This window comes from Achromobacter sp. SIMBA_011 (genome assembly GCF_046535435.1).
GTDB lineage: Bacteria > Pseudomonadota > Gammaproteobacteria > Burkholderiales > Burkholderiaceae_B > Achromobacter > Achromobacter dolens.
Genome location: NZ_JAWRWN010000010.1, coordinates 66,316 through 87,096, shown reverse-complemented (window position 1 = coordinate 87,096; position 20,781 = coordinate 66,316). Strand labels below are relative to the sequence as shown.

Here is a 20,781-nt window from a genome sequence, read left to right as displayed (position 1 = left end):
GCGTAAAATCGCGGCCATGCTTCCCACTCAAGTCATCGTTGCGCTGCTCGTACTGCAGCTTGCCCTGGTCGTTCCGCTGGCCGCCGTCGTGATCCAGTTGCTGCGCTTGTTCCACTGGCGATTCCGGGCCGATCCGCGGACCCGCGGCGAACGCCCGCATTTCACCGGCCCGGTGCTGGCGCTGCTGTTCAGCGCGCTGGCCGCCAGCGACTTCATCGGCTATGAGCCGTTCCCGACGCTGTCGCGCCTGAATCCGGTGCCGCTGGAGGCGCGCGCCTATTTCACGGTGGCGATGCTGGCGCTGGCGGTGTGGTGCTGGGCCTATGCCGGCGCCATCCGCGAGCGCGTGCGCCGGCTGTTCTGAACGCAGCCTGGGCTGGCGGCCCCATCGCACCGACGTTCCCCGCCGCCGGGCTGCCCTGCGCCATGTAGACGGGTCGGGGCCGCGCGCATGCCGCGAGGCCGCAGGGCGCTAAGCCGCCGCGCTATCGGCCGGTTGCGCCACGCCCGCCACGCCCCCCCGCAGGGATTCCAGCAGCACGCGCTTGTTCTCGCGGCTGCGGTAGGCGTGCTCGCGCATCAGGTTCTCGGCGCGCGCGGCCTCGCGCCGCGTGATTGCCCGCAGCAGGTCCTCGTGATCCGATTGCGCCCGTAACACGAAGGGCGTCTCCAACTGCGACGGCGTGGACGGCAGCGTCAGCGCGGCCGGGCCGGCCAGCGGCGTCTTGTTGTTGTGTTCCAGCGCCGACAGCAGGGCGCGGTTGCCGGCCGCTTCGCACAGGATCTCGTGGAAGCGGCGGTTGATCTGCCCCCAGGCGCGCGCGTCCACCGTGGCCTTGGGGTCGCGCCGCGCCGGCGCCAGCAGGGCGCGGCCTTCCTCCACCGCCTGCGACAACTGCTCCAGCACCTCGGCGCTGGCGCCGCGCTCGGCCAACAGCCGCGCCGCCATGCCTTCCAGCACCCCCCGCACTTCGACCGCGTCGCCGATCTCGTCGACGGTGAACGCCCGCACGCGAAAGCCGCGCGAAGGCAGGCGTTCCAGCAGGCCTTCCTTTTCCAGCTCTGTCAGCGCGATGCGCAGCGGCGTGCGCGATACGCCCAGGCGCGCCGAGAACTGCAGTTCCACCACGCGTTCGCCGGGTTGCAGGGCGCCGGAAAGCACCATGTCCCTGAGTTCGGAAATCACTTTGTCGATCTGAGCGGCCATAGCGGATCGTCGGCTGAAACGTATCTGAAGGGGCCTCCAGTGTACCTACAAAATTGCATGCAATCGCGCATCAAAAAAACAATCCGACCTTGCGATTTATCAAAATTGCATGCAATAATTCGGAAAAACAGCGGTCGAGGCACTTAAAAGCCACCGAATGCATGCAATGCATCACTCAATTGCATGCCAGGGAGATCGCCCACGGACAGGAGACAAGATGAAGCTGATCAGCTTCGAGCATGCGGGCCAGCCGGCCTGGGGCGTGCTGCGCGACGCCGAGGTCGTGCCGTTGACGCGGTACTGGCCCGATCTGGCCACTGCGCTGGCGGCGGGCATCGAGGCCATCGCGCAAGCGGCGGCCGGCCAGGACGGCCCCGGCATTGCGCTGGCCGGCCTGCAATGGCTGCCGCCGGTGCCAGCGCCGCGCAAGATCCTCTGCGTCGGCCTGAACTACGGCCGCCATGTGGCCGAGGCCGGCCGCGAGCTGCCGCGCCATCCCTCGCTGTTCGCCCGCTATCCCGACAGCTTCGTCGGCCACGGCGCGCCGGTCTGGAAGCCGCGCGCCTCCGACCGCTTCGACTACGAGGGCGAACTGGCGGTGGTGATCGGTCGGGCAGGGCGTCACATCGCGGCGCGCGACGCCCTGGCCCACGTGGCCGGCTACACCTGTATGGCCGAAAACTCGGTGCGCGACTTCCAGAAGCACAACGCCCAGGTCACGCCCGGCAAGAACTTCGAGCGCAGCGGCGCGATCGGCCCCTGGCTGGTCACCGCCGACGAGATCGGCGACCCGGCGCGCCTGCGGATCGAGACGCGCCTGAACGGCGAGACCGTGCAGCAGGGCGAGCTGGCCGACCTGATCTTCCCCATTCCAGAACTGATCGCCTACATCAGCGCCTTCACGCCGCTGGCCCCCGGCGACGTGATCGCCACCGGCACGCCCGAAGGCGTCGGCTCCAGCCGCCAGCCGCCGCGCTTCCTGGCGGCTGGCGACACGCTGGAGATCGAGGTGCCGGGCGTCGGCACGCTGCGCAACACGGTGGCGGACGAACCCGTCCACCCCCAATGACACGAAGGACACAGGCATGACCGAGGCATTGCGGTATCTCACCGAAAAAGACGTGGTGGCGGCGCTGACCATCCCGCGCGCCATCGACGCGCTGCAGCGCATGCTGGTGGCGCAGGCGAAGGAGGGCGCGCGCAACGTGCCCAAGGCGCTGGCCACCTGGGGCGACGGCAGCTCGATGCATGCATTGGGCTCGGTGCGGCCCGGCCCCGGCGGCTATGCCGGTTTTAAAACCTGGGTCCACACCAAGGCGGGCGGCGGGTCGCTGTTCAGCCTGTTCGACGCCGACACCGGCCTGTTGCGGGCGGTGATCGAAGCGCGCGCGCTGGGCATGTTGCGCACCGCCGCCATCAGCGGCGTGGCCACCCGCGCCCTGGCGCCCGAGAGCGCGACGCAGGCCGCGCTGATCGGCACCGGGCCGCAGGCCGTGACACAACTGGCGGCGCTGGCCGCGGTGCGCCCGCTGCAACGCGTACGGATCCACAGTCCGACCCCGGCAAAGCGCCGCGCTTTTGTCGAGGCGGTGGCCGGCAAGTACGCCTTCGCCATCGAGGAATCGCCCACGCTGGAACACGCGCTGGACGGCGCCGAGATCGTGACGCTGATCACCCGCGCCGTCGAGCCCTTCGTCGACGCGGCCCGGCTGGCCGACTGCCGCCACCTGAACGCCGTGGGCGCGATCCTGCCGGCCAAGGCCGAGTTCGCCCAGGACGTGTTCGAGCGCGCCGACCGCGTGGTGGTGGACGACCTGGAAAACGCCCGGCGTGGCTCGCGCGAACTGCGCGAACGCTATGGCGCGGACGGCGCGCCGTGGGACGGCGTGGCGGTGCTGGGCGACCTGCTGGCGCGCGGCGAGACCCGCGCGCCGGATGCGCGGCTGACGCTGTTCAAGGGCATGGGCATGGGCCTGTCGGACCTGGCGATGGCGCAGGTGGCGTACGAGCACGCCCGCGATCACGGGCTGGGCGTCGCCCTGCCGCCGCAGACCCGCGAGAACCTGCTGCTGGCGCAGCCCTGATTTCGATTACCCCCTTCAAAGCACCATGACGCCGGCGCGCACCGCCCGCCGGCCACAGGAGATAGACATGTTCATCGACGTCAGCGGGGCCGCGCCCCGCGAGCAGAACAAATGGCCATCGATCGTGATCCCCAAGGAGGAGATCGACCTGGAGATCGCCCGCCTGATCGACGCGCCGCGCCCCGCCAACGGCCGCCGCGCCTCGCTCATCGCCCATCCGCTGGCGACCGCGCCAGGTCTGGGCCTGGCCCCTGGCACGGACGTCACCATCAACGTCGTCAACCCCGGCGAACGTACCTTCAACCTGCGCAAGAACTCCAACATGCTGGAGATCTGTATCAGCGGCGAGGGCGTGGCCACGGTGGCCGGCCGCGAAATCGCGGTGAGCCGCTGGGACGTGTGGAACACGCCTGCGATGCAGGTGCATTCGTACCGCAATGACGGCCAGACGCCCTGGGTGCGGCTGTCGTACTCGAACGCGCCGCTGCTGGAAAAGCTGGAGATCCACTACGTCGAGGAATTCGAGGGCGACGTGCCGCCGGCCGACGCCAACACCCGCCCGGCGCCCGCCCGCTCGCCCGAGTCGGTGCGCGCGCGTGACCTGGCGCTGCGCGAACAGATCACGCCGGAAGGCGCCTGGCTGATGGGCTACGAGTGGCTGATCGACATCGACGTGCTCGAATCGAAGGCGCTGCACTGGCCCTGGGCGGCGGTCTCGCGCCACCTGCCCAGTGTCGAGGACATGGCGCGCGGCTACAACGGCCGGCGCCTGTTCGTGCTGTACAACCCGGCCACCGAACGCCGCATCGGCACCACCCACAGCTTCTTCGCCACGATTTCATCGTCGCCGCCGGACAACCACCACGTGCCGCACCGCCACAGTTCGTCGGCCATCAACTACTACCTGCGCGGCAACGGCTACAGCAAGGTCAACGGCGTGCGGCTGGACTGGAAGGCCGGCGACCTGATCCTGTCGGCGCCCGGCTGGGCCATGCATTCGCACCACTCGGGCACCGAGACCACCTCGGCCCTGACGGTGCAGGACCACCCCCTGCAGATCGCCATGGAATCCCTGATCTGGCAGGAGCGCATGCAGGAACCGATCCTGGCGCTCGGCAGCCAGGGCGGCTTCGAAAGCAACCTGGCGCAACTGGCCGCCGCGTCCTGAGCGCGCCGCTCGCATCCCGGAAACTCCCATGACCCAGATCCAATTGCCCGAAGACACCTCGCTGCGCGCCCGCCTGCGCGATTTCTACGACGACTACGCCTACTGCCTGGACGAAGACCGGCTGGAGGAATGGCCCGACTTCTTCACCGAGGACTGCCACTACCGCGTGCTGTCGCGCGAGAACCACGACGCCGGCCTGCCGCTCGGCCTGATCTATTGCATGAACAAGAACATGCTGCGCGACCGCGTCACCGCGCTGCGCGAAACCACCATGTTCGAACCGCGCTCGCTGCGCCACTTCATCAGCGGCGTGCGCGTCATCCAGGCGCAGGGCGAGCGCATCGTGGCCCAGGCCAACTTCGCCGTGATGGAGTCGCTGTCCGACCGCGAGCCCACGCTGAACATGGTGGGCCGCTACCTGGACGAGCTGCGCCTGACGCCGCAAGGCCCGCTGCTGGCCCGCCGCGACTGCGTCTACGACAACTACCGCGTGCGCACCTCGCTCATCGTTCCCCTCTGATCCCGCTGCCAGGAAACCCGCCATGACCTGTTCCGATTCCGCCGTGCTGGAAACTCCCGCCGCGGCCCCCATCCATATCGAGCGCCGCTGGCCCAAGGAGGGCTACACGCGCATTCCCAACTGGGTCTACACCGACCCCGCCATCTTCCAGAAGGAAATGGACGTCTTCTTCGGGGGTCGCACCTGGAACTACGTCGGCCTGGAGTGCGAAGTGCCCGAGACTGGCTGCTACAAGCGCAACTGGATCGGCAACCGCCCGGTCATCATGGTGCGCACCGAAAGCGGCGAGATCAACGTGCTGGAGAACCGCTGCGCCCACCGCGGCGCCCAGATCTGCTGGCAGAACACCGGCAAGGTGACCGACTTCACCTGCCCATACCACCAGTGGAACTACGACCTGGACGGCAACCTGCAGGGCGTCCCGTTCCGCCGCGGCGCCATGGGCAAGGGCGGCATGCCGCGCGACTTCGACCCCAGGCAGAACGGCATCCGCAAGCTGCGCAGTGTCAACCGCGGCGGCTCGATCTGGGCGACGTTCGCCGACGATGCGCCTAGTTTCGAGGACTACTGCGGCCCCGAGGTGCTGGCCGAGATCGACCACATGCTGCCGGGCAAGAAGCTCAAGCTGCTGGGCTACAGCCGCCAGCTCATCCCCAGCAACTGGAAGATGTACCTGGAGAACCTGAAGGACCCGTACCACGCCACCTTGCTGCACACCTTCTACATCACCTTCGGCCTGTGGCGCGCGGATTCCAAGTCCGAGTGCATTCCCACCGGCGGCGGCGCCCACAGCGTGATGGTGTCGCACAACGAGGGCAAGAAGAAGACCGAGGCCACCAGCGAGATGAGCCGCTTCCGCGACGACCTGGAGCTGCTCGACCTGGAAACCGTCACCCCGCGCGCGGAATTCAACCGCGGCCGGGTCGGCGGCGCCTGGGTCTTTCCGGCCGCCCAGTTCGGCATCCAGGCCAATTCGCTCAAGACCCGCCACGTGATCCCGCGCAGCCCGACCGAGCATGAACTCGTCTTCACCTACTACGGCTACGAGGACGATGACGAGGAAATGACCCGCCTGCGCCTGAAGCACGCCAACCTGCTCGGCCCGGCCGGCTTCGTCTCGATGGACGACAGCGAGATGCTGAACCAGGTGCAGATCGGCGTCACCGGCTACCCCGAGGCGCGCGGCATCGTCGAGATGGGCGGCCGCGACACCGAGCCGGCCGACTACATGGTGACCGAAGTGCTGATCCGCTCGTTCTACGACTACTACCGCAACGCGATGGGGCTGTGACCATGACGACCTGGACCCCGGTCGCCCAGGTGGGCGACATCTCTCCCGACACTGGCACGCTGCGCGTCGCGCTGGATGGCGAGGCGGTCTGCCTTTACGACCTGCAGGGCGATATCTGCGCCACCCAGGACCGCTGTCCGCACGGCAACGCCAGCCTGGCCGACGGCTATATGGAAGACGGCACCATCGAATGCCCCTTGCACCAGGGCGTGTTCGACATCCGTAGCGGCAAGCCCCAATGCCCGCCCGTCACCACCGACCTGCGCCGCTACGCGGTGCGGGTCGAGGCCGGCACCATCTATTTGAGCGCGGAGGCCCCGTGAAAGCGGGCGCCATCGTCATCGTCGGCGCGGGGCAGGCGGGCGGCTGGGCGGCGGCCACGCTGCGCGGCCGCGGCTACGCCGGCCGCATCGTGCTGCTGGGCGATGAACCGCACGCGCCCTACGAGCGGCCCCCCTTGAGCAAGGCGGTGCTGGGCGGCCAGGCGGCGCCTGAAAGCACCGAGCTGTTTTCCCTGGAACGGCTGGCCGAACTGGATATCACCTTCCGGCCCGGCGTCGCGGCAACGCGGCTGTGGCCCGAGCGCCATCAGGTCGAGACGTCCGACGGCGCCACGCTCAGCTACGACAAACTGATCCTGTGCACCGGTGGCCGTCCCATCGTGCCGGCCTTGCCCGGCGCCGACGCCGCGGCCGTGCATGTGCTGCGCACCCGCGACGATGCCCTGCGCCTGCGGGCCCGCCTGGGCCCCGGCCGCCGCATCGTCATTGCCGGCGGCGGCTGGATCGGCCTGGAAGTGGCCGCCACCGCTCGCCAGGCGGGCTGCGCCACCACGGTGCTGGAGCAGGCGCCGCGCCTGTGCGCCCGCAGCGTGCCGCCTGGCGTCTCGGCCCATCTGGCGGCGCTGCATGCCGGGCAGGGGGTGGCGCTGCGCTTGAATGCCAGCCTGCGCGCGGTGCATGCGCGCCCCGAAGGCGGCTGCGTCGTCGAGCTGGCGGACGGCAGCCGACTGGAAGCGGACGCCGTGGTGCTGGGCGTGGGCATGCAGGCCAACGACGCCCTGGCGCGCGAGGCCGGCGTCGCCTGCGAGCGCGGCGTGCTGGTCGATGAATACTGCCGCACGTCGGCGCCCGATGTGCTGGCCGCCGGCGACGTGGCGGTGGCCGCGCCCGCCGGCGGCGGCCCCATCCGCCTCGAATCCTGGCAGAACGCCCAGGACCAGGGCGCGGCGGCGGCGCTGTCGGCGCTGGATGCCGGCCAGCCTTACCAGCCCAGCGGCGCGGTCTGGTCGGAACAGTACGACGCCATGGTGCAGATCGCCGGCTTTCCGGCGCGCGCCGCCCGCGAAGTGCTGCGGCCCCAGGCGGACGCGCGGGCGCTGCTGTCGGTGGCGCTGGACGATGGCGGCCGCGTCATCGGCGCCGTGGCGGTGAACGCGGCGCGCGAACTGCGTCAGTTGCGCCAGTGGATCGCGCAAGGCACCCAGGTGGACCCCGCGCAACTGGCGCGCGCCGACGCGCCGTTGTCCAGCGCCCGGATCGACTGACACCCTGATGGAGAACCGAATGCAGACCGAATACGCCAAGGCCGCCTGCGAGGCGGTCGTCCTGACCTTTTTCCACGCGCTGGACACCCGACGCCACGAGGCCGCCGCCGCGCTGATGGCGCCAGATGGCACCTGGCTGCGCCAGGGCCAACTGCTGACCGGGCCGCGCGAGGTGCTGGCGGCCCTGGAGGCGCGCGCGCCGCAGCGCACCACCTGCCACGTCATCACCAACCTGCGCCTGCTCGAACACAGCGGGTCGCAGGCCAGGGTCGGCTATTTCCTCACCGCCTACGACAGCGATCCGCAAGTGCAGGGCGGGGCGCCGCGCCTGGTTGCCATCCGCGACTGCCAGGACCGGCTGGTTGCCAGCGGCCAGGACTGGCTGCTGGCGGAAAAGCGCAGCCGGCGCCATCTGCCGCCCGAATGACATTCCCCAAACCCTGCCGGAAAATCCCATGACACCCCAAGGAACCTCCATGGACGCCGCGACCATCAAGGCGCTGGCCCAGCGACTGGACCAGGCCGAACGCAGCCGTACCCAGGTGCGCCAGCTCTCGCTCGAACATCCCGACATCACCATCGCCGACGCCTACGCCATCCAGCGCGAATGGGTGGAGGCCAAGATCGCCGGCGGCCGCCGGCTGGTCGGCCACAAGATCGGCCTGACCTCGCGCGCCATGCAACTGTCCTCGCAGATCGACGAGCCCGACTACGGCGCCTTGCTGGACGACATGCTGTTCGACGACGGCGCCGAGATCCCCCACGACCGCTTCATCGTGCCCCGGGTCGAGGTCGAGCTGGCCTTCATCCTGGAGCGCCGGCTCAAGGGGCCGGGCGTGACGCTGTTCGACGTGCTGGACGCGGTGCGCTACGTGATTCCCGCGCTTGAAATCATCGACGCGCGTTCGCACCAGATCGACCCCGACAGCAAGCGGCCGCGCAAGGTCTTCGACACCATCGCCGACAACGCCGCCAACGCCGGCGTGGTGATGGGCGGCCGGCCGGTGCGGGTCGGCGAGGTGGACCTGCGCTGGGTCGGCGCCATGATGTCGCGCAACGCCGTGATCGAGGAAACCGGCCTGGCGGCGGGCGTGCTCAACCATCCCGCCAACGGCGTGGTGTGGCTGGCCAACAAGCTGGCCACCCATGACGTGGCGCTCGAAGCCGGCCAGATCATTTTGAGCGGCTCATTCACGCGGCCCGTGTTTGCCCAGCGGGGCGACACCTTTCACGTGGACTACGGCCGGCTCGGCGCGGTCAGTTGCCGCTTCGCCTGACCACCGGAGGCCTGTCACCGACCGATCCGAGATTTGCCCCGCGCGCCCGCCACACCAAAACCAATGGGCGCGCGGTCCCGACCCCCAAGGAGACAAACCATGACCCTCATCAAGACCTCGCTCTGCCTCGCGGCCGCCTGCCTGTCGCTGGCCGCGAATCCCGCCTCGGCGCAATCGGCCGCCTGGCCCAGCCACGCCATCACGCTGGTGGTGCCGTTCGCCGCCGGCGGCGGCGGCGATACCCTGGCCCGGCTGGTGGCCGAGCCACTGTCGCGCGAACTCGGGCAGTCCATCATCATTGAGAACCGGCCTGGCGCGGGCGGCAACATCGGCACCGCCATCGTGGCGCGCGCCAATCCCGACGGCTACACGCTGTCGTACGGCACCAACGGCACCCAGGCGACCAATCACTGGCTGTACAAGTCGCCGGGCTATGCGCCGGGTGACTTCGAGCCGGTCTCGCGCTTTACCGTGATCGCGGCGGCGCTGGTGGTCAATGCCAGCGACGAGCGCTTCAAGTCGCTGGCGCAACTGCTGGCCTACGCCAAGTCGCATCCAGGCGAACTGACCTGTGGCTCGGCCGGCAACGGCACCTCATCGCACCTGGCCTGTGAGCTGCTGAACCAGATGGCGGGGGTCAGGATCATGCACATCCCGTACAAGGGCGGCAGCGCAGCCATGACGGACCTGCTGGGCGGCCGCGTTTCGCTACTGATCGACGTCATGCCGAACGTGTCGGGCCAGATCGCGGCGGGCAAGCTGCGCGCGCTGGGCGTGACCACGCCGGAACGGGTGCGCTCGAATCCGGATATCCCGACCATGAGCGAGGCCGGCGTCAAAGGCTACGAGTTTTTCGCCTGGGACGGGCTCTATGCGCCCAAGGGCACGCCAACCGCGATCCTCGACAAGCTCAACGCCGCCGTGGGGCGCGCCCTGGCGCGTCCCGAGATCAAGCAGGCGCTGGAATCGCGCGGCGCGATCCCGTCGCCGACCACGCGTCAGTCGCTGGCTGAATTCGGCGCCCAGGAGTACACGCGGCTCGGCAAGGTCGTGAAGACGGCCGGCGCCGCCATCGACTGAACCCGGCGCGCGTGATCCGCGCCGGCCCGGCGCGGGTCTCGCCACAGGGGTGGGGCAGGGCCAGCCGCTGGGGCCGGATTGCCCGGCGCCTATAGCGCTGGCTTGAGCACCATCAGGAAATACACCGCCACCATCGCCAGGAACGCCGGGTAACCCAGCCATTCCCAATAGCGCGCGAAGCGCCAGTAGCGCGCCGGCAGCGCCACGGCGCCGGCCGCGTGGGCGCCGTCCGCCATCTTCGCCATTTCGTACTGCAGCCACACCACCGGCAGCCAGCAGGCGCCGGCCAACAGGTATAGCCCGATCGACACGGCGATCCACGGCGTGGTCCAGTTCCAGCCGGCGGCATGCGCCAGCCACAATCCGGTCAGCGGCTGCGCCACCACGGCGGGCGTGGTGAACCACAGGTCGGCCCGCACCACCAGCTTCGAGACCGCCGCGATGGCCGGCACCGAGCCGGTGCGGTTGGCGAAGAACAGGTAGAACGCGGTGCCGAAACCGGTTCCCACCAGCAGGACGGACGACAGGATGTGCAGGGTCTTGATCGTGAGATAGGCGTTCATGATTGGGTTTCCTCGCTGAGCAGAATGAACAGGAGCGCGATGACGGCGGCGTTTTTCAGCAGCGGACCGAAGGGATGCCACAGGAATTCCGGCAGCGCGATGGCGATCACCGCGGAGTACCCGAGCACCAGCGCGAGTTGCGCGGCCCATAGCCGCCGTCCGGGCCGCCACAGGGTGGCGATGCCCAGCGCGCCGTCCAGCGCCGCGGCCAGGTAGAGGGCCGCCAGGGCCGCCGATCCGTGCAGGCCGACCGGCGCCAGCAGCGCCAGGCTTCCCTCCACCGGATAGACGAAGGCGCTGCACACGGCGGTCCAGAGCCAGATCAGCGCCAGCGCGCCGCGCAGCAGCGCGGGCCGCCAGGCCGCCAGGGCCTGCTGACGCAACGCAGGCGCCTCGGCGGCGGGGATGAAGGTCTCCAGCCCCGCCGGCATCCGTCCCAGCGCCCGCGCCGTGGCCGACGGGTCGGCGCTGTTGCCCGCGCGCAGCATGCGCCAGGTGTCGCGCGTCAGCAGCGAACCGGGCACGCGATCGAGCAGCAGGGCGCTGGCGCTGATCAGCGCGCCGGGCACGGCGAGGGTCCACGCGGCGGGGAACCCCAGCGATTGACGGTAGGTCGCCAGCATGCGCTTGAAGCTGACTTCGGTGCCGCCCGCCAGGTCCAGCACCGCCGGGGCGTCCGCCGCGCCGTGCACCAGCCGGACAACGATTTCGGCCAGTTCGTCGACGTGGATCGGCCGCAACGCCTGTCGCCCGCCGGCGGGCAGGACGTGCAAGGGCAACGACGCCACGGCGCGGAAAAAACGCGCTGACGCGCCATGCTCGCCATAGACCAACGCCGGCCGCAGGATGTGATGCGCGACCGGCAGGGTGCGCAAATGGTCGTCGGCCGCGCGCTTGCTCTGGAAGTAGGGGGTATCGCCGCGCTGTGCGCCCAACGCCGACAGTTGCAGCACCTGCCTGACGCCGGCCAGGGCCGCGGCGTCGAACAGCGCGATCGGCGCGCGGCGATGGATGCGGTCGAAATCGCGGCCGCCGCCTTCGACCAGGATGCCAACCGCGTTGATGACGACGTGGATGCCGCGCAACCGGTCCACCCAGTCTTCGGGTGTCGTGTCGGAGAGGTAGTCCACGGCGATCTCGTCCTGCCGCCGGGGCTGGCGCACGCCCCTGAGCACCCGGTGGCCATCGCGCGCCAGGGCCTCGCCCAACGCCCGGCCGATGAAACCGTTCGCGCCGCATACCAGGATGTTCATGGATTCCGCCCTCCGTGAGTCTGCATCATCGATTCTTTAATTTCTGATATTTCTGTATAGACAGAAATATGTGGACAAAAAAAGGCGGGATCGAGGTCCCGCCACGTCGTCAACCCTTGGTGCGCCGCATTGTCTTGCTGATCTTGGCGCCCATGCCAAGCGTCTTCATCAAAGTGTCGGGCTTCATGCGCAGCATTTCGTCCGACCAGGTGGTGAGAATCTCCAGGAAATCCAGCGTCTCGCGCACGCGCTGGGCGGTGAGCGGGGTCTCGTCGGCCATCTCGGGGCTGGCCAGCGTGTCGCGCAGCATGGTCAGCGTGGGATCGATCTCGCGCTGGCGCCGGCCCTCGACGATCAGCTTGAAAAGCTCCCAGATGTCGGTGGAGGTTTCGAAATGGTCGCGGCGGTCGTCCATGACGTGCACCACCTTGGCCAGGCGCCAGGCCTGCAGTTCCTTGAGGCTGTTGCTGACGTTCGAGCGCGCCACGCCCAGCGTCTCGGCGATTTCCTCGGCGGGCACAGGCCGGCCCAGCAGGTAGAGCAGGGCATGGATCTGCGCCACGGTGCGGTTCACGCCCCAGCGTGAACCCATTTCGCCCCAATGGAGGATGAAGCGTTCGGCGATCGGAGTCAGTTTCATGGGGCCACTATAGATATTTCTGTTATTTCTGTCAAGACAGAAATAACAGAAATATCCGTGATCCGCTAAGCTCGCGGCATGAACCAACACGATTACCAAATTGCCTTGCGGCGTGAACTCGATGCCCACTCCGACGCCGCCCTGCGCGTGCTGGCCGGCCTGTTTCCGCGCCTGCCGGAAAAGGCGCGCGAGATCCAGTTCGGCATCTTCCCCGACCAGGACGGCGAGGGCACGTTCTCCGTGGTCATCGGCCTGGACGGGCCCGACCTGTACGTGCTGAACAAGGCCATCGAAGGCCACCGCAACCTGTTTGACGTGGTGCACGGCGAAACCGGCCTGACGCCGCCGGTGCCGATGTTCGGGCGCGATCCCGGCTTCTGCGTGCAGGACGTCATCGCCGACACCGCGGCCGACTGGATCGAGGCCTTGTGGGAGCGGGGCGGCCGGGCGGTTTCACCGCTGCCGGCCTGCATCTATGCGGACGAGGACTACGGCACGACCACGCCGCGCAGCCTGTCGGCGGACGCGGCGCCGGCCCAGCGCTGAGCCGGCCCGCGCGCCGCGAGTCTTGTCGGGACGCTTCTTATTCAGACGCCCTTGTTCGACCCCGACTTGCTCGAACCCGGCTTGGTCGGGCGCGCCTTATTCGGCCTTGGCCTGTGCCAGGGCGCGCTGCACCGCCGGCCGCGCCGCGACCCGCGCCAGGTAGGCGGTCAGCGCCGGAAAGCGCGCCATGTCCACGCCGTCGCCCTCCAGCCAGGTGCCGATGGTGTAGAGATAGGCGTCGGCCACGCTGAAGCGATCGCCCAGCGCCCAGGGCCCGGCGATCTGCGATTCCAGGTACGCGGCCACGGCCGTCATGGTTTCCGGCACCTTGGCGCGCATGGCTTCGTGCGCCGCCGGGTCGTCGGCCCAGCGCGCGCCGCGCCGCTTGTGCGCGTGCGCCACATGGGCGGTGGACGCCAGGTAGCTGTTCAGTTCCTGCAGGCGGGCGAACGCAAACGGGTCGTCCAGCGGCGCCAGCCCCGCCGCCGGGAAGCGCTGCGCCACGAAGGCAAGCAGGGCCGGCGTTTCGGTCAGCACGCCATGCTCGGTGGCCAGCGCCGGCACCCGCCCCTTGGGATTGACGCGCAGGAATTCCGGGCTTTGCTGCTGCCCCGCGCCGAAATCCAGCTTGACGACGTCGAACTCGGCGCCGGCTTCCTGCAAGGCGATGTGGGTGGCCAGGGCACAGGTGCCCGGCGCGGTGTAGAAGGTCCAACGAGACATGGCGTCCTCTTGAGCGGTGGTGACGGGTGGCAAAGCGCAAGGGGTCATTATCGCCATAACCGCCGGCGCCGCCTATGGGAGGTAGCGCCCGCTCAGCGGGCGCGGGCCGCCAGGGGCGTGCGCGCCAGGAAGCGCTCGAACGCCTCCAGGTAGGCCGTCTCGGCCGCGCTCAGCTTGCGCTGCCGGTGCCAGGTCAGGAACACGTCGATCTCGGCCACGCTCTCGTTGGGCGGCAGGCGCCGCAATTCTCCGCTCACCACGTCCGGCACGATCAGGTGCTCGGGCAGGAAGCTCAGGCCGATCCCGGCCACCACCATGCGCCGCACCTCCTCGATGTGCGGCGAGGTGCCGACGATGCGGCCGGTGAAGCCCTGCTGGTCGCGGAAGATGGTCAGCGGCGACAGCGTGTCGCCGATCTGGTCGCTGGCGAAACAGACGAAGTTCTGGTCCATCAGGTCTTCGATGCCCACCCGCGGCCGCGAGAACAGCGGATGGCGCCGGCCGCAGACCACCGCGTAGTGGTGGCGCAGGAACAACCGGCGCTCCAGCGCCTCGACCGGCTTGCGGCACAGGCACAGGCCCAGCGCCGGCACGCGCTTGGACAGGGCGTCGAGGATGTCGGCGCTGGGCAGCACCTCGATGTGGAATTCGATCCTGGGATGACGCTGGTGGAAGTCGGCCAGGAAGTCGTCGTAGGCCGCGCTTTGGATTCGGCTCATGACCAGCAGCCGCAGCGTGCCCGCGACCTCCTCGCGCTCCTGCGAGGCGGCGGTCTCGATGCGCGCCATGGCGCCGTACATGTCGCGGGCCACGGCGTAGATCTCCTCGCCCAGGCCGGTCAGGCGAAACTCGCCGTTGCGGCGGTGCAGCAGCATGCCGCCCACCGCGTCCTCGAGTCGTTTAAGCGCCTGGCTGACCGCGGGCTGGCTCAGGTGCAGCGCCTGCGCCGCCCGGCCCACGCCGCGCGCCTGCACCACGAACATGAAGGTGCGCAGCAGGTTCCAGTCCATGCGCTCGGGCGCGAGCGACAGGCTGTTGGCAGGGCGGGCGGGGGCAGGGCACATGGCGGCGTGGCGGATTCCGGCGAAAGGACAAGGCCGGTTTCCGTCCGCCATGCCGGTTCCATGTTCAGGTTCCGGCCAGCCCCGCGAAGAAGCGCGCGGCGTTCGATTCCAAGCCCTCGATATAGTAGCCGCCTTCCTGCACGATCAAGGTCGGCAGCTTGAGTGCGGCAACTTCGCGTCCGAGCCGTTCGAAGCCGTCTTCCGACACCGCCACCATGGCTTGCGGGTCTTTCTCGAAGATGTCGAAACCCAGCGACAGCACCAGCGCGTCCGGCTGGAATTGCTCGATCGCGGCGCGCGCCTCGCGCAGGCGGTCGAAGAACACCGACTCGGGCGAACCGTGCGGCATCGGCAGGTTGAGGTTGTAGCCGTAGCCTTCGCCCGCGCCGCGCTCGTCCTCGAAACCCGCGACCACCGGATAGAAATTCTCCGGGTCGCCGTGGATCGACACGTACAGCACGTCGTTGCGTTCGTAGAAGATGTCCTGGATGCCCTGGCCGTGGTGCATGTCGGTGTCCAGGATGGCGACGCGCCCGTAGGTGTCGCGCAGGCGCTGGGCGGCGATGGCGGCGTTGTTCAGGTAGCAGAAGCCGCCGGCCGCGTCGCGGCGCGCATGGTGCCCGGGCGGACGGCAGATGGCGTAGGCGTGGCGGTCGCCGGCCGCGATGCGGTCGGCGCCGGCAATGGCGCATTGCGCCGACCAGTAGGCGGAATGCCAGGTGTGCGGTCCCACCGGGCAACTGCCGTCGGCCAGGTAGCGGGCGGCTTGCGCCAGCACGCCGCGCAGCGCGTTGGGCTCGCGAACGAAGACGTTGGAGACGACTTCGTCGCCCCAATCCTCGGGCAGCTTCTTCCAGTCGGCGTGGGCGTTCTTCAGGAAACGCAGGTAGGCGGGCGTATGCACCGCCTCGAGCGCGGCGCTGCCGTGGTCGGCCGGCGCCTGCACATCGAAGCCCAGGTTGCGCGCCGCCTGCGCCAGCGCGTCCAGGCGCGACGGCACTTCCTGCGGCGTGCGCATCTTGCCGCGCGAGAAATAGGTCTGCGGATGATGCAGTTTCTGATCGTCGTGGAAGTACGCCTTCATGCTTGTCGAGCCTCGGGTTGCAGTTGGACATGACGCTGGCGGCAGGCGCCCAGTGACAGCACGGATACCAGCGAAAGCAGCGAAATCACCGAGAACAGCACGGCCAGCGGCCACCACTGGCCCTTGAAGTTCTCGGCCAGCACCGTGCCCAGCATCGGCGTCAGGCCGCCGAAAATGGCGCCCGACAACTGGTAGGCCATGGAAATCCCGGTGTAGCGGATCGCCGTGGGGAAGCTGTCGCTGACAAAGCCGGCGATCACCGCATAATAGGCGCCCATGAACAGTACCGCCACGCCGATGCCCAGCGTGATCGACCCGAGCGAACCCAGGTCCACCAGGTTGAACATGGCGTACGGCGTGAACACCGACACCAGCGCCATCGTCGCCAGAAAGCGCAGATTGCCGACGCGGCTGGCGATATAGGCCGCCAGCGGCGTGATGAAGAACTGCATGATCGACACCACCAGCAGGCAGTCCAGGATCACCGCGCGGTTCAGGCCGACGTACTGGGTCGTGTAGGCGATCATGAAGGTGCTGGTGAAGTAGAACCCGGCGATGCCCAGCACGTTGGCGCCCACGGCCAACGCCAGCAGGCGCGGCGCGCCGGTCAGCACCTGCGTCAGCGGCGCCCGGGCCGGCTTGGCGCGCTTGGCCTGGGCCTGCTTCTCCTCGAGAAAGTCGGGCGACTCGTTGACGCTCAGGCGGATCACGAAGCCCACCACCAGCAGCACCGCCGAGAACAGGAACGGCACGCGCCAGCCCCAGCTCAGGAAGGCGGCATCGTCCAGCCCGGTCACCAGTTTGAACATCAGCATCGACAGGATCAGGCCGGCCGGGCTGCCAAGCTGCGCGAATGAGGCGAAGAAGGTGCGCTTGTTCTTGTCGGGCGAGTGTTCGCCCGCCATCAGCACCGCGCCGCCCCATTCGCCGCCCACCGCCACGCCCTGGACGATGCGCAGCAGCACCAGCAGCACCGGCGCCCAGAAGCCGATCGAGGCATAGGTCGGCAGCAGGCCGATCAGCACCGTCACGGTGCCCATCATCAACAGCGTGATGACCAGCGATTTCTTGCGGCCGATGCGGTCGCCGATGTGGCCGAACAGGGCGCCGCCCAGCGGCCGCGCGAAAAAGCCCACGGCAAAGGTGCCGAAGGCCGCCAGCGTGCCGTAGAAGCCCGTGGCGGACGGAAAGAACAGTTTGCCGAACACCAGCGCGGCGGCGGTGGCGTAGATATAAAAGTCGTACCACTCGATCATCGTGCCGATGAATGCGGCGGTCGACGCGCGCACCGGCTGGTGGCCCGTCTTGGTATTTCCCCTCATGATTTTCTCTCTTGCAGGTTGGTTCAGATTGCTGCGCCAACCGTTATACGCGCGCCCCTGGCATAAGAAAAATTCTGAATTCTTATCCGCGAAATTCAGCGTATTTATGAGTGGAAACCCTAGTATTGAGCGACGATGCGCGCAGAACCGCCCGCGTCCGTCTCGCGCTCCGAGATTGGCGCAGCGGTTCAGCGGGATCGTGGGAGCGCCCCGTACGCCCGGTAAAGCGGGCGGCAGGCATGGGCGCGCCTCAGCGCGCCGGTTGCCAGTCGCGCCGGCAATTGGCCAGCGGGCGCAGTTCGTTGGCCGCCGCCAGGCGCAAGGATGGCTTGGCCCCGGCCACGTAGACCAGATTGCGCGACCGCCACACGGCCAGCTCGGCATACGGCACCTGGGCCGACGAAGCGCTGCCGGTACCCCAGAAATCCATGCTCGGCGCATCCAGGCAGGCATCGCCCGCGGCCACGCTGGCCAGCTCGCGGCCAGTGGCCAGGTCCACCGCGCGAAACCGCACGGGCGTCGGCCGCTGGCGCAGCTCGGCGGCGATCACCACCGGCGTGCCGTTGGCGGTCTGGCCCAGGCTGGCCGGCTTGACGGTCTGCACCTCCTGGTCGCGCGGCACCAGCAGGAAGGCCACGCCGTTGTCGATATCCAGCAGGCGGCCGGGTCCCAGCCTCACGGCCTTGAATGGTTCGTGGCGGATCAGCGTGGTCTCGTACCAGCCGTTCTCGTAGCGCGTCCAGCCGGGTTCGCCGGCGTCCAGGAACACCAGGCCCCCGATGCTGTCGCCGTCGCCTTCCTTCTGCACAGGGATGTCGGTGATGCGCAGATCGCCGCCGCCGACATCCAGGTACAGCAGGTTGCCGTGGCCGGAGGTGCGGGTGACGAAGGCCAGCACCCCGTGCGGGTTGATCGGCTTGGCGGGGCCGCAGAAGTAGTCGCGCGCGCGGCGCGGGTCGCCCGCCGGCAGGAAACGCTCGCCCAGCTTGACGCCCTTGCCGCAGAGCGGCTGGCGCTGGTAGGCCAGGGTGTATTGGCTGGCGTTGCGCCGCCTGCCTTCCAGGTAGTCCTGGAAGCCGATGTCGGTTTCTTCGACCCGCAAGCCCTTGTCGTTGTAGATCGTGCGGGCCTGCGACGGGCCGGCCATGGCGGCCAGGGACAGCGACAACAGGACGGCCGCGCAGGGCGTGCGCGGGCGGATCAGGGGATGGCGCATTGTGCTTGTCATCATCGGGTTGCCGATGGGGCACCTTAGCACAATGACGCCGGCGATCCGCCGCGACGGCGTAGCGTAAAAGCGCGGCCGCGATGCGGCTTGCGGGCGTGCCCGCAAGCCGCATCGCGAGCAAAAAAAGCCCTCCGGCGAGGGAGGGCGGGGCGGGCCTTACAGCGCCTGCATTTCCGTGTTGGCATTGCGGCCTGGCGCCGGCGCGCCTGGCTCCCGGGCGGCGGGCGCCACCGGCGTCACGGCCGGCGCGGCGGGCGCGGCATCCTGCACCGGCACTTCCACGTACGGCAGGTGCAGCACCTGGCTCGTCATGGCGCGGATCTGGTTGGTCAGCGCCGGACTGTCGTTGAGCTTCTGGCCGTACGACGGAATGATCTCCTTCAGGCGCGCCTTCCAGCCCGCTTCCATCTGCTGCGGGAAGGCCTTGGCCAGCAGGTTCAGCATGATGGGCGGCGAGGTCGAGGCGCCGGGCGAAGCGCCCAGCAGGGCGGCGATGGTGTTGTCCTTGTCGGTCACGACTTCGGTGCCGAACTGCAGGATCGCGCCTTTCTCCGGATCGCGCTTGATGACCTGCACGCGTTCACCGGCCGTCACCAGGCGCCAGTCTTCGGGCTTGGCCTGCGGGAAGTACTTGAGCAACTGGGCGTGGCGGTCGGCGTCGGTCAGTTGCGCCTGGTCCACCAGGTACTTGACCAGGTCCAGGTTCTCCAGCCCCACGTCCACCATGCTGGCGACGTTGTTGTGGTTGACCGACGAGAACAGGTCGAAGGCCGAGCCCTGCTTGAGGAACTTGGTCGTGGCCAGCGCGAACGGGCCGAACAGCACCACCGGCTTGCCGTCGAGCTTGCGCGCATCCAGGTGCGGCACCGACATCGGCGGCGAATCGGTATCGGCCATGCCGTAGGCCTTGACCTCGTGGCGGCCGGCGATGGCCGGCGCGTCGAAGGCCAGGAACTGGCCGCCCACCGGGAAGCCTGCGTAGTTCTTCGATTCGGGAATGCCGGACAACTGCAGCACCTTGAGCGAGGCGCCGCCCGCGCCGATGAAGACGAAGCGCGACTTCACCGTGCGCTCCTGGTTGGTCTTCAGGTCCTTGACCGTGACGTTCCAGGTCTTGTCGCCGTTCTGGCGCAACGCGGTGACCTCATGCCGCAGTTGCAGCTTGAAGTTGGGGTTGCGCTGCAGGCCCTGGGTCAACTGGTTGGTGATGACGCCGAAGTTCACGTCGGTGCCCAGCGGCATGTAGGTGGCGGCGACCTTCTGGCTGGCGTCGCGGCCTTCCATCAGCAGCGGCGCCCACTGGCGGATCCGCGCCGGGTCGGTGGAATATTCCATGCCATAGAACAGCGGGCTCTTGACCAGGGCATCGCGGCGCTTGCGCAGGTATTCGATGCGGTCATCGCCCCAGACGAAGCTCATGTGGCCGGTCGGGTTGATGAAGTCCGACGGCTGGCCGAGGCGGCCGGTCTTGACCTGGTGCGCCCAGAACTGGCGCGAGATCTCGAACTGCTCGGCGATGTTGATGGCCCGCTTGATGTCGACCGAACCGTCGGGCATCTCGGGGGTGTAGTTCAGCTCGGCGAAACCCGAGTGGCCGGTGCCCGCATTGTTCCAGCCGTTGGAGCTTTCCAGCGCCACGCCGTCCAGCCGTTCGAACAGTTCGACGCGCCAGTCCGGCTGCAATTCCTGCAGGTAGGTGGCGAGCGTCACGCTCATGATGCCGCCGCCGACGAGCACGGCGTCCAGGGGCTTGTCGTTGTCGGCTGCCGGGACCGAACGTTGATGCAGGGGCCAGTACAGGAACAGGGCGGCCGCGACCACCACCGTCACCACCAGGCTGCCCACGATTTTGAGAAACTTTCTCATGGGTATTAGACCTTACGGTTCAAAGGATTATGTTGTTGTCGTTGTAGGCACTACGGAGAAAAAGGGGCGTGGGCACCTCCGGGGCGATCAAACACGCAAACAGCGATCCACGCGTCCAAGGCGGCAAGCCGGGGCGGGGGAGGTTGCGAACAGGGTTGGGTGGGTGCCTGACGAGCCCCGGCGCCCGGCCAAGCGGCCGGGTATCCCTGGGGCGGGAGCCCGTGTCAGGTCTTGCGTGCAGGCCCAAGACTAGACGAAGCGGCTTCGTCTGGCCGCAATACCCGGGTCGCGGGCATTGGCTTTGGCGCAATACGCATTG

At 68.6% G+C, this 20,781-nt stretch carries 22 protein-coding genes; 12 read left to right on the top strand and 10 right to left on the bottom strand.

The annotated features are described in order from the left end of the window. Positions 1 to 16 precede the first annotated feature (16 nt). The gene (locus tag SB816_RS25900) at positions 17 to 364 is read left to right on the top strand and encodes a hypothetical protein (RefSeq protein ID WP_054502508.1); all 348 of its coding nucleotides are present in this window, start codon (positions 17 to 19) and stop codon (positions 362 to 364) included. Between the two features lie 108 nt (positions 365 to 472). On the opposite strand, the gene SB816_RS25895 is transcribed toward SB816_RS25900, so the two are convergent. Beyond that, positions 473 to 1,207: a GntR family transcriptional regulator gene (locus SB816_RS25895; RefSeq protein WP_054502507.1), complete on the bottom strand. Its 735-nt coding sequence runs from the start codon at positions 1,205 to 1,207 to the stop codon at positions 473 to 475. 217 nt (positions 1,208 to 1,424) lie between these two features. On the opposite strand from SB816_RS25895, the gene SB816_RS25890 reads away from it, so the two are divergent. The 10 genes from SB816_RS25890 (at position 1,425) to SB816_RS25845 (ending at position 10,173) form a co-directional block, all read left to right on the top strand. Further along, complete coding sequence (locus SB816_RS25890) at positions 1,425 to 2,276, top strand: fumarylacetoacetate hydrolase family protein (protein ID WP_175167827.1); 852 nt, start codon at positions 1,425 to 1,427, stop codon at positions 2,274 to 2,276. Positions 2,277 to 2,292: 16 nt separating this feature from the next. Then, on the top strand, positions 2,293 to 3,291 hold the full coding sequence (locus SB816_RS25885) for an ornithine cyclodeaminase family protein (protein WP_410547727.1): 999 nt from the start codon (positions 2,293 to 2,295) through the stop codon (positions 3,289 to 3,291). A gap of 67 nt (positions 3,292 to 3,358) precedes the next feature. After that, on the top strand, positions 3,359 to 4,459 hold the full coding sequence (locus SB816_RS25880) for a cupin domain-containing protein (RefSeq protein ID WP_175167825.1): 1,101 nt from the start codon (positions 3,359 to 3,361) through the stop codon (positions 4,457 to 4,459). A gap of 28 nt (positions 4,460 to 4,487) precedes the next feature. Next, positions 4,488 to 4,979: an aromatic-ring-hydroxylating dioxygenase subunit beta gene (locus SB816_RS25875; protein ID WP_410547726.1), complete on the top strand. Its 492-nt coding sequence runs from the start codon at positions 4,488 to 4,490 to the stop codon at positions 4,977 to 4,979. A 22-nt stretch (positions 4,980 to 5,001) separates the two neighbouring features. Beyond that, entirely contained in the window at positions 5,002 to 6,270 is a 1,269-nt protein-coding gene (locus SB816_RS25870) for an aromatic ring-hydroxylating dioxygenase subunit alpha (protein ID WP_175189378.1), read from the top strand. Between the two features lie 2 nt (positions 6,271 to 6,272). Further along, complete coding sequence (locus SB816_RS25865; RefSeq protein ID WP_049073688.1) at positions 6,273 to 6,593, top strand: non-heme iron oxygenase ferredoxin subunit; 321 nt, start codon at positions 6,273 to 6,275, stop codon at positions 6,591 to 6,593. Continuing rightward, entirely contained in the window at positions 6,590 to 7,816 is a 1,227-nt protein-coding gene (locus tag SB816_RS25860; protein ID WP_410547725.1) for an NAD(P)/FAD-dependent oxidoreductase, read from the top strand. The genes SB816_RS25865 and SB816_RS25860 overlap by 4 nt, the downstream gene beginning before the upstream one ends. Positions 7,817 to 7,835: 19 nt before the next feature. After that, entirely contained in the window at positions 7,836 to 8,243 is a 408-nt protein-coding gene (locus SB816_RS25855) for a nuclear transport factor 2 family protein (protein WP_254603903.1), read from the top strand. A 49-nt stretch (positions 8,244 to 8,292) separates the two neighbouring features. Further along, positions 8,293 to 9,093, top strand: coding sequence for a 2-oxo-hept-4-ene-1,7-dioate hydratase (gene hpaH / locus SB816_RS25850; RefSeq protein WP_269873975.1), 801 nt, complete (start codon positions 8,293 to 8,295; stop codon positions 9,091 to 9,093). A gap of 99 nt (positions 9,094 to 9,192) precedes the next feature. After that, positions 9,193 to 10,173 (top strand): Bug family tripartite tricarboxylate transporter substrate binding protein, encoded by a 981-nt coding sequence (locus SB816_RS25845; RefSeq protein ID WP_410547724.1) that lies wholly within the window; start codon positions 9,193 to 9,195, stop codon positions 10,171 to 10,173. 89 nt (positions 10,174 to 10,262) lie between these two features. On the opposite strand, the gene SB816_RS25840 is transcribed toward SB816_RS25845, so the two are convergent. The 3 genes from SB816_RS25840 to SB816_RS25830 all read right to left on the bottom strand — a co-directional run bounded on the left by SB816_RS25840 (position 10,263) and on the right by SB816_RS25830 (position 12,629). Continuing rightward, entirely contained in the window at positions 10,263 to 10,736 is a 474-nt protein-coding gene (locus SB816_RS25840) for a DUF2269 family protein (protein WP_047990784.1), read from the bottom strand. Next, positions 10,733 to 11,989: an SDR family oxidoreductase gene (locus tag SB816_RS25835; protein ID WP_410547723.1), complete on the bottom strand. Its 1,257-nt coding sequence runs from the start codon at positions 11,987 to 11,989 to the stop codon at positions 10,733 to 10,735. Before SB816_RS25835 ends, SB816_RS25840 begins: the two co-directional genes overlap by 4 nt. Before the next feature lie 109 nt (positions 11,990 to 12,098). Beyond that, on the bottom strand, positions 12,099 to 12,629 hold the full coding sequence (locus tag SB816_RS25830) for a GbsR/MarR family transcriptional regulator (RefSeq protein ID WP_054502496.1): 531 nt from the start codon (positions 12,627 to 12,629) through the stop codon (positions 12,099 to 12,101). Positions 12,630 to 12,707: 78 nt separating this feature from the next. Here SB816_RS25830 and SB816_RS25825 point away from each other — a divergent pair, with 78 nt between their 5' ends. Next, positions 12,708 to 13,175, top strand: coding sequence for a DUF6389 family protein (locus SB816_RS25825; protein WP_054502495.1), 468 nt, complete (start codon positions 12,708 to 12,710; stop codon positions 13,173 to 13,175). 96 nt (positions 13,176 to 13,271) lie between these two features. Here SB816_RS25825 and SB816_RS25820 read toward each other — a convergent pair whose 3' ends face one another. The 6 genes from SB816_RS25820 to mqo form a co-directional block, all read right to left on the bottom strand. Beyond that, complete coding sequence (locus SB816_RS25820; RefSeq protein WP_054502494.1) at positions 13,272 to 13,898, bottom strand: glutathione S-transferase family protein; 627 nt, start codon at positions 13,896 to 13,898, stop codon at positions 13,272 to 13,274. A 92-nt stretch (positions 13,899 to 13,990) separates the two neighbouring features. Next, the gene (locus SB816_RS25815; protein WP_410547722.1) at positions 13,991 to 14,962 is read right to left on the bottom strand and encodes a LysR family transcriptional regulator; all 972 of its coding nucleotides are present in this window, start codon (positions 14,960 to 14,962) and stop codon (positions 13,991 to 13,993) included. Between the two features lie 64 nt (positions 14,963 to 15,026). Then, on the bottom strand, positions 15,027 to 16,046 hold the full coding sequence (locus tag SB816_RS25810) for a histone deacetylase family protein (protein WP_410547721.1): 1,020 nt from the start codon (positions 16,044 to 16,046) through the stop codon (positions 15,027 to 15,029). Continuing rightward, positions 16,043 to 17,368, bottom strand: a complete 1,326-nt coding sequence (locus SB816_RS25805) for an MFS transporter (protein WP_054502491.1) — start codon at positions 17,366 to 17,368, stop codon at positions 16,043 to 16,045. Before SB816_RS25805 ends, SB816_RS25810 begins: the two co-directional genes overlap by 4 nt. Positions 17,369 to 17,618: 250 nt before the next feature. Continuing rightward, on the bottom strand, positions 17,619 to 18,599 hold the full coding sequence (locus tag SB816_RS25800; protein WP_231132884.1) for a hypothetical protein: 981 nt from the start codon (positions 18,597 to 18,599) through the stop codon (positions 17,619 to 17,621). Positions 18,600 to 18,752: 153 nt separating this feature from the next. After that, the gene (mqo, locus tag SB816_RS25795) at positions 18,753 to 20,462 is read right to left on the bottom strand and encodes a malate dehydrogenase (quinone) (protein ID WP_410547720.1); all 1,710 of its coding nucleotides are present in this window, start codon (positions 20,460 to 20,462) and stop codon (positions 18,753 to 18,755) included. Positions 20,463 to 20,781 lie beyond the last annotated feature (319 nt).

Excerpts from the sequence above, each read along its gene's own strand:
- SB816_RS25900 (WP_054502508.1), top strand. The coding sequence starts at position 17 with ATGCTTCCCACTCAAGTCATCGTTGCGCTGCTCGTACTGCAGCTTGCC.
- SB816_RS25895 (WP_054502507.1), bottom strand. The coding sequence starts at position 1,207 with ATGGCCGCTCAGATCGACAAAGTGATTTCCGAACTCAGGGACATGGTG.
- SB816_RS25890 (WP_175167827.1), top strand. The coding sequence starts at position 1,425 with ATGAAGCTGATCAGCTTCGAGCATGCGGGCCAGCCGGCCTGGGGCGTG.
- SB816_RS25885 (WP_410547727.1), top strand. The coding sequence starts at position 2,293 with ATGACCGAGGCATTGCGGTATCTCACCGAAAAAGACGTGGTGGCGGCG.
- SB816_RS25880 (WP_175167825.1), top strand. The coding sequence starts at position 3,359 with ATGTTCATCGACGTCAGCGGGGCCGCGCCCCGCGAGCAGAACAAATGG.
- SB816_RS25875 (WP_410547726.1), top strand. The coding sequence starts at position 4,488 with ATGACCCAGATCCAATTGCCCGAAGACACCTCGCTGCGCGCCCGCCTG.
- SB816_RS25870 (WP_175189378.1), top strand. The coding sequence starts at position 5,002 with ATGACCTGTTCCGATTCCGCCGTGCTGGAAACTCCCGCCGCGGCCCCC.
- SB816_RS25865 (WP_049073688.1), top strand. The coding sequence starts at position 6,273 with ATGACGACCTGGACCCCGGTCGCCCAGGTGGGCGACATCTCTCCCGAC.
- SB816_RS25855 (WP_254603903.1), top strand. The coding sequence starts at position 7,836 with ATGCAGACCGAATACGCCAAGGCCGCCTGCGAGGCGGTCGTCCTGACC.
- hpaH (WP_269873975.1), top strand. The coding sequence starts at position 8,293 with ATGGACGCCGCGACCATCAAGGCGCTGGCCCAGCGACTGGACCAGGCC.
- SB816_RS25845 (WP_410547724.1), top strand. The coding sequence starts at position 9,193 with ATGACCCTCATCAAGACCTCGCTCTGCCTCGCGGCCGCCTGCCTGTCG.
- SB816_RS25840 (WP_047990784.1), bottom strand. The coding sequence starts at position 10,736 with ATGAACGCCTATCTCACGATCAAGACCCTGCACATCCTGTCGTCCGTC.
- SB816_RS25835 (WP_410547723.1), bottom strand. The coding sequence starts at position 11,989 with ATGAACATCCTGGTATGCGGCGCGAACGGTTTCATCGGCCGGGCGTTG.
- SB816_RS25830 (WP_054502496.1), bottom strand. The coding sequence starts at position 12,629 with ATGAAACTGACTCCGATCGCCGAACGCTTCATCCTCCATTGGGGCGAA.
- SB816_RS25825 (WP_054502495.1), top strand. The coding sequence starts at position 12,708 with ATGAACCAACACGATTACCAAATTGCCTTGCGGCGTGAACTCGATGCC.
- SB816_RS25820 (WP_054502494.1), bottom strand. The coding sequence starts at position 13,898 with ATGTCTCGTTGGACCTTCTACACCGCGCCGGGCACCTGTGCCCTGGCC.
- SB816_RS25815 (WP_410547722.1), bottom strand. The coding sequence starts at position 14,962 with ATGTGCCCTGCCCCCGCCCGCCCTGCCAACAGCCTGTCGCTCGCGCCC.
- SB816_RS25810 (WP_410547721.1), bottom strand. The coding sequence starts at position 16,046 with ATGAAGGCGTACTTCCACGACGATCAGAAACTGCATCATCCGCAGACC.
- SB816_RS25805 (WP_054502491.1), bottom strand. The coding sequence starts at position 17,368 with ATGAGGGGAAATACCAAGACGGGCCACCAGCCGGTGCGCGCGTCGACC.
- SB816_RS25800 (WP_231132884.1), bottom strand. The coding sequence starts at position 18,599 with ATGATGACAAGCACAATGCGCCATCCCCTGATCCGCCCGCGCACGCCC.
- mqo (WP_410547720.1), bottom strand. The coding sequence starts at position 20,462 with ATGAGAAAGTTTCTCAAAATCGTGGGCAGCCTGGTGGTGACGGTGGTG.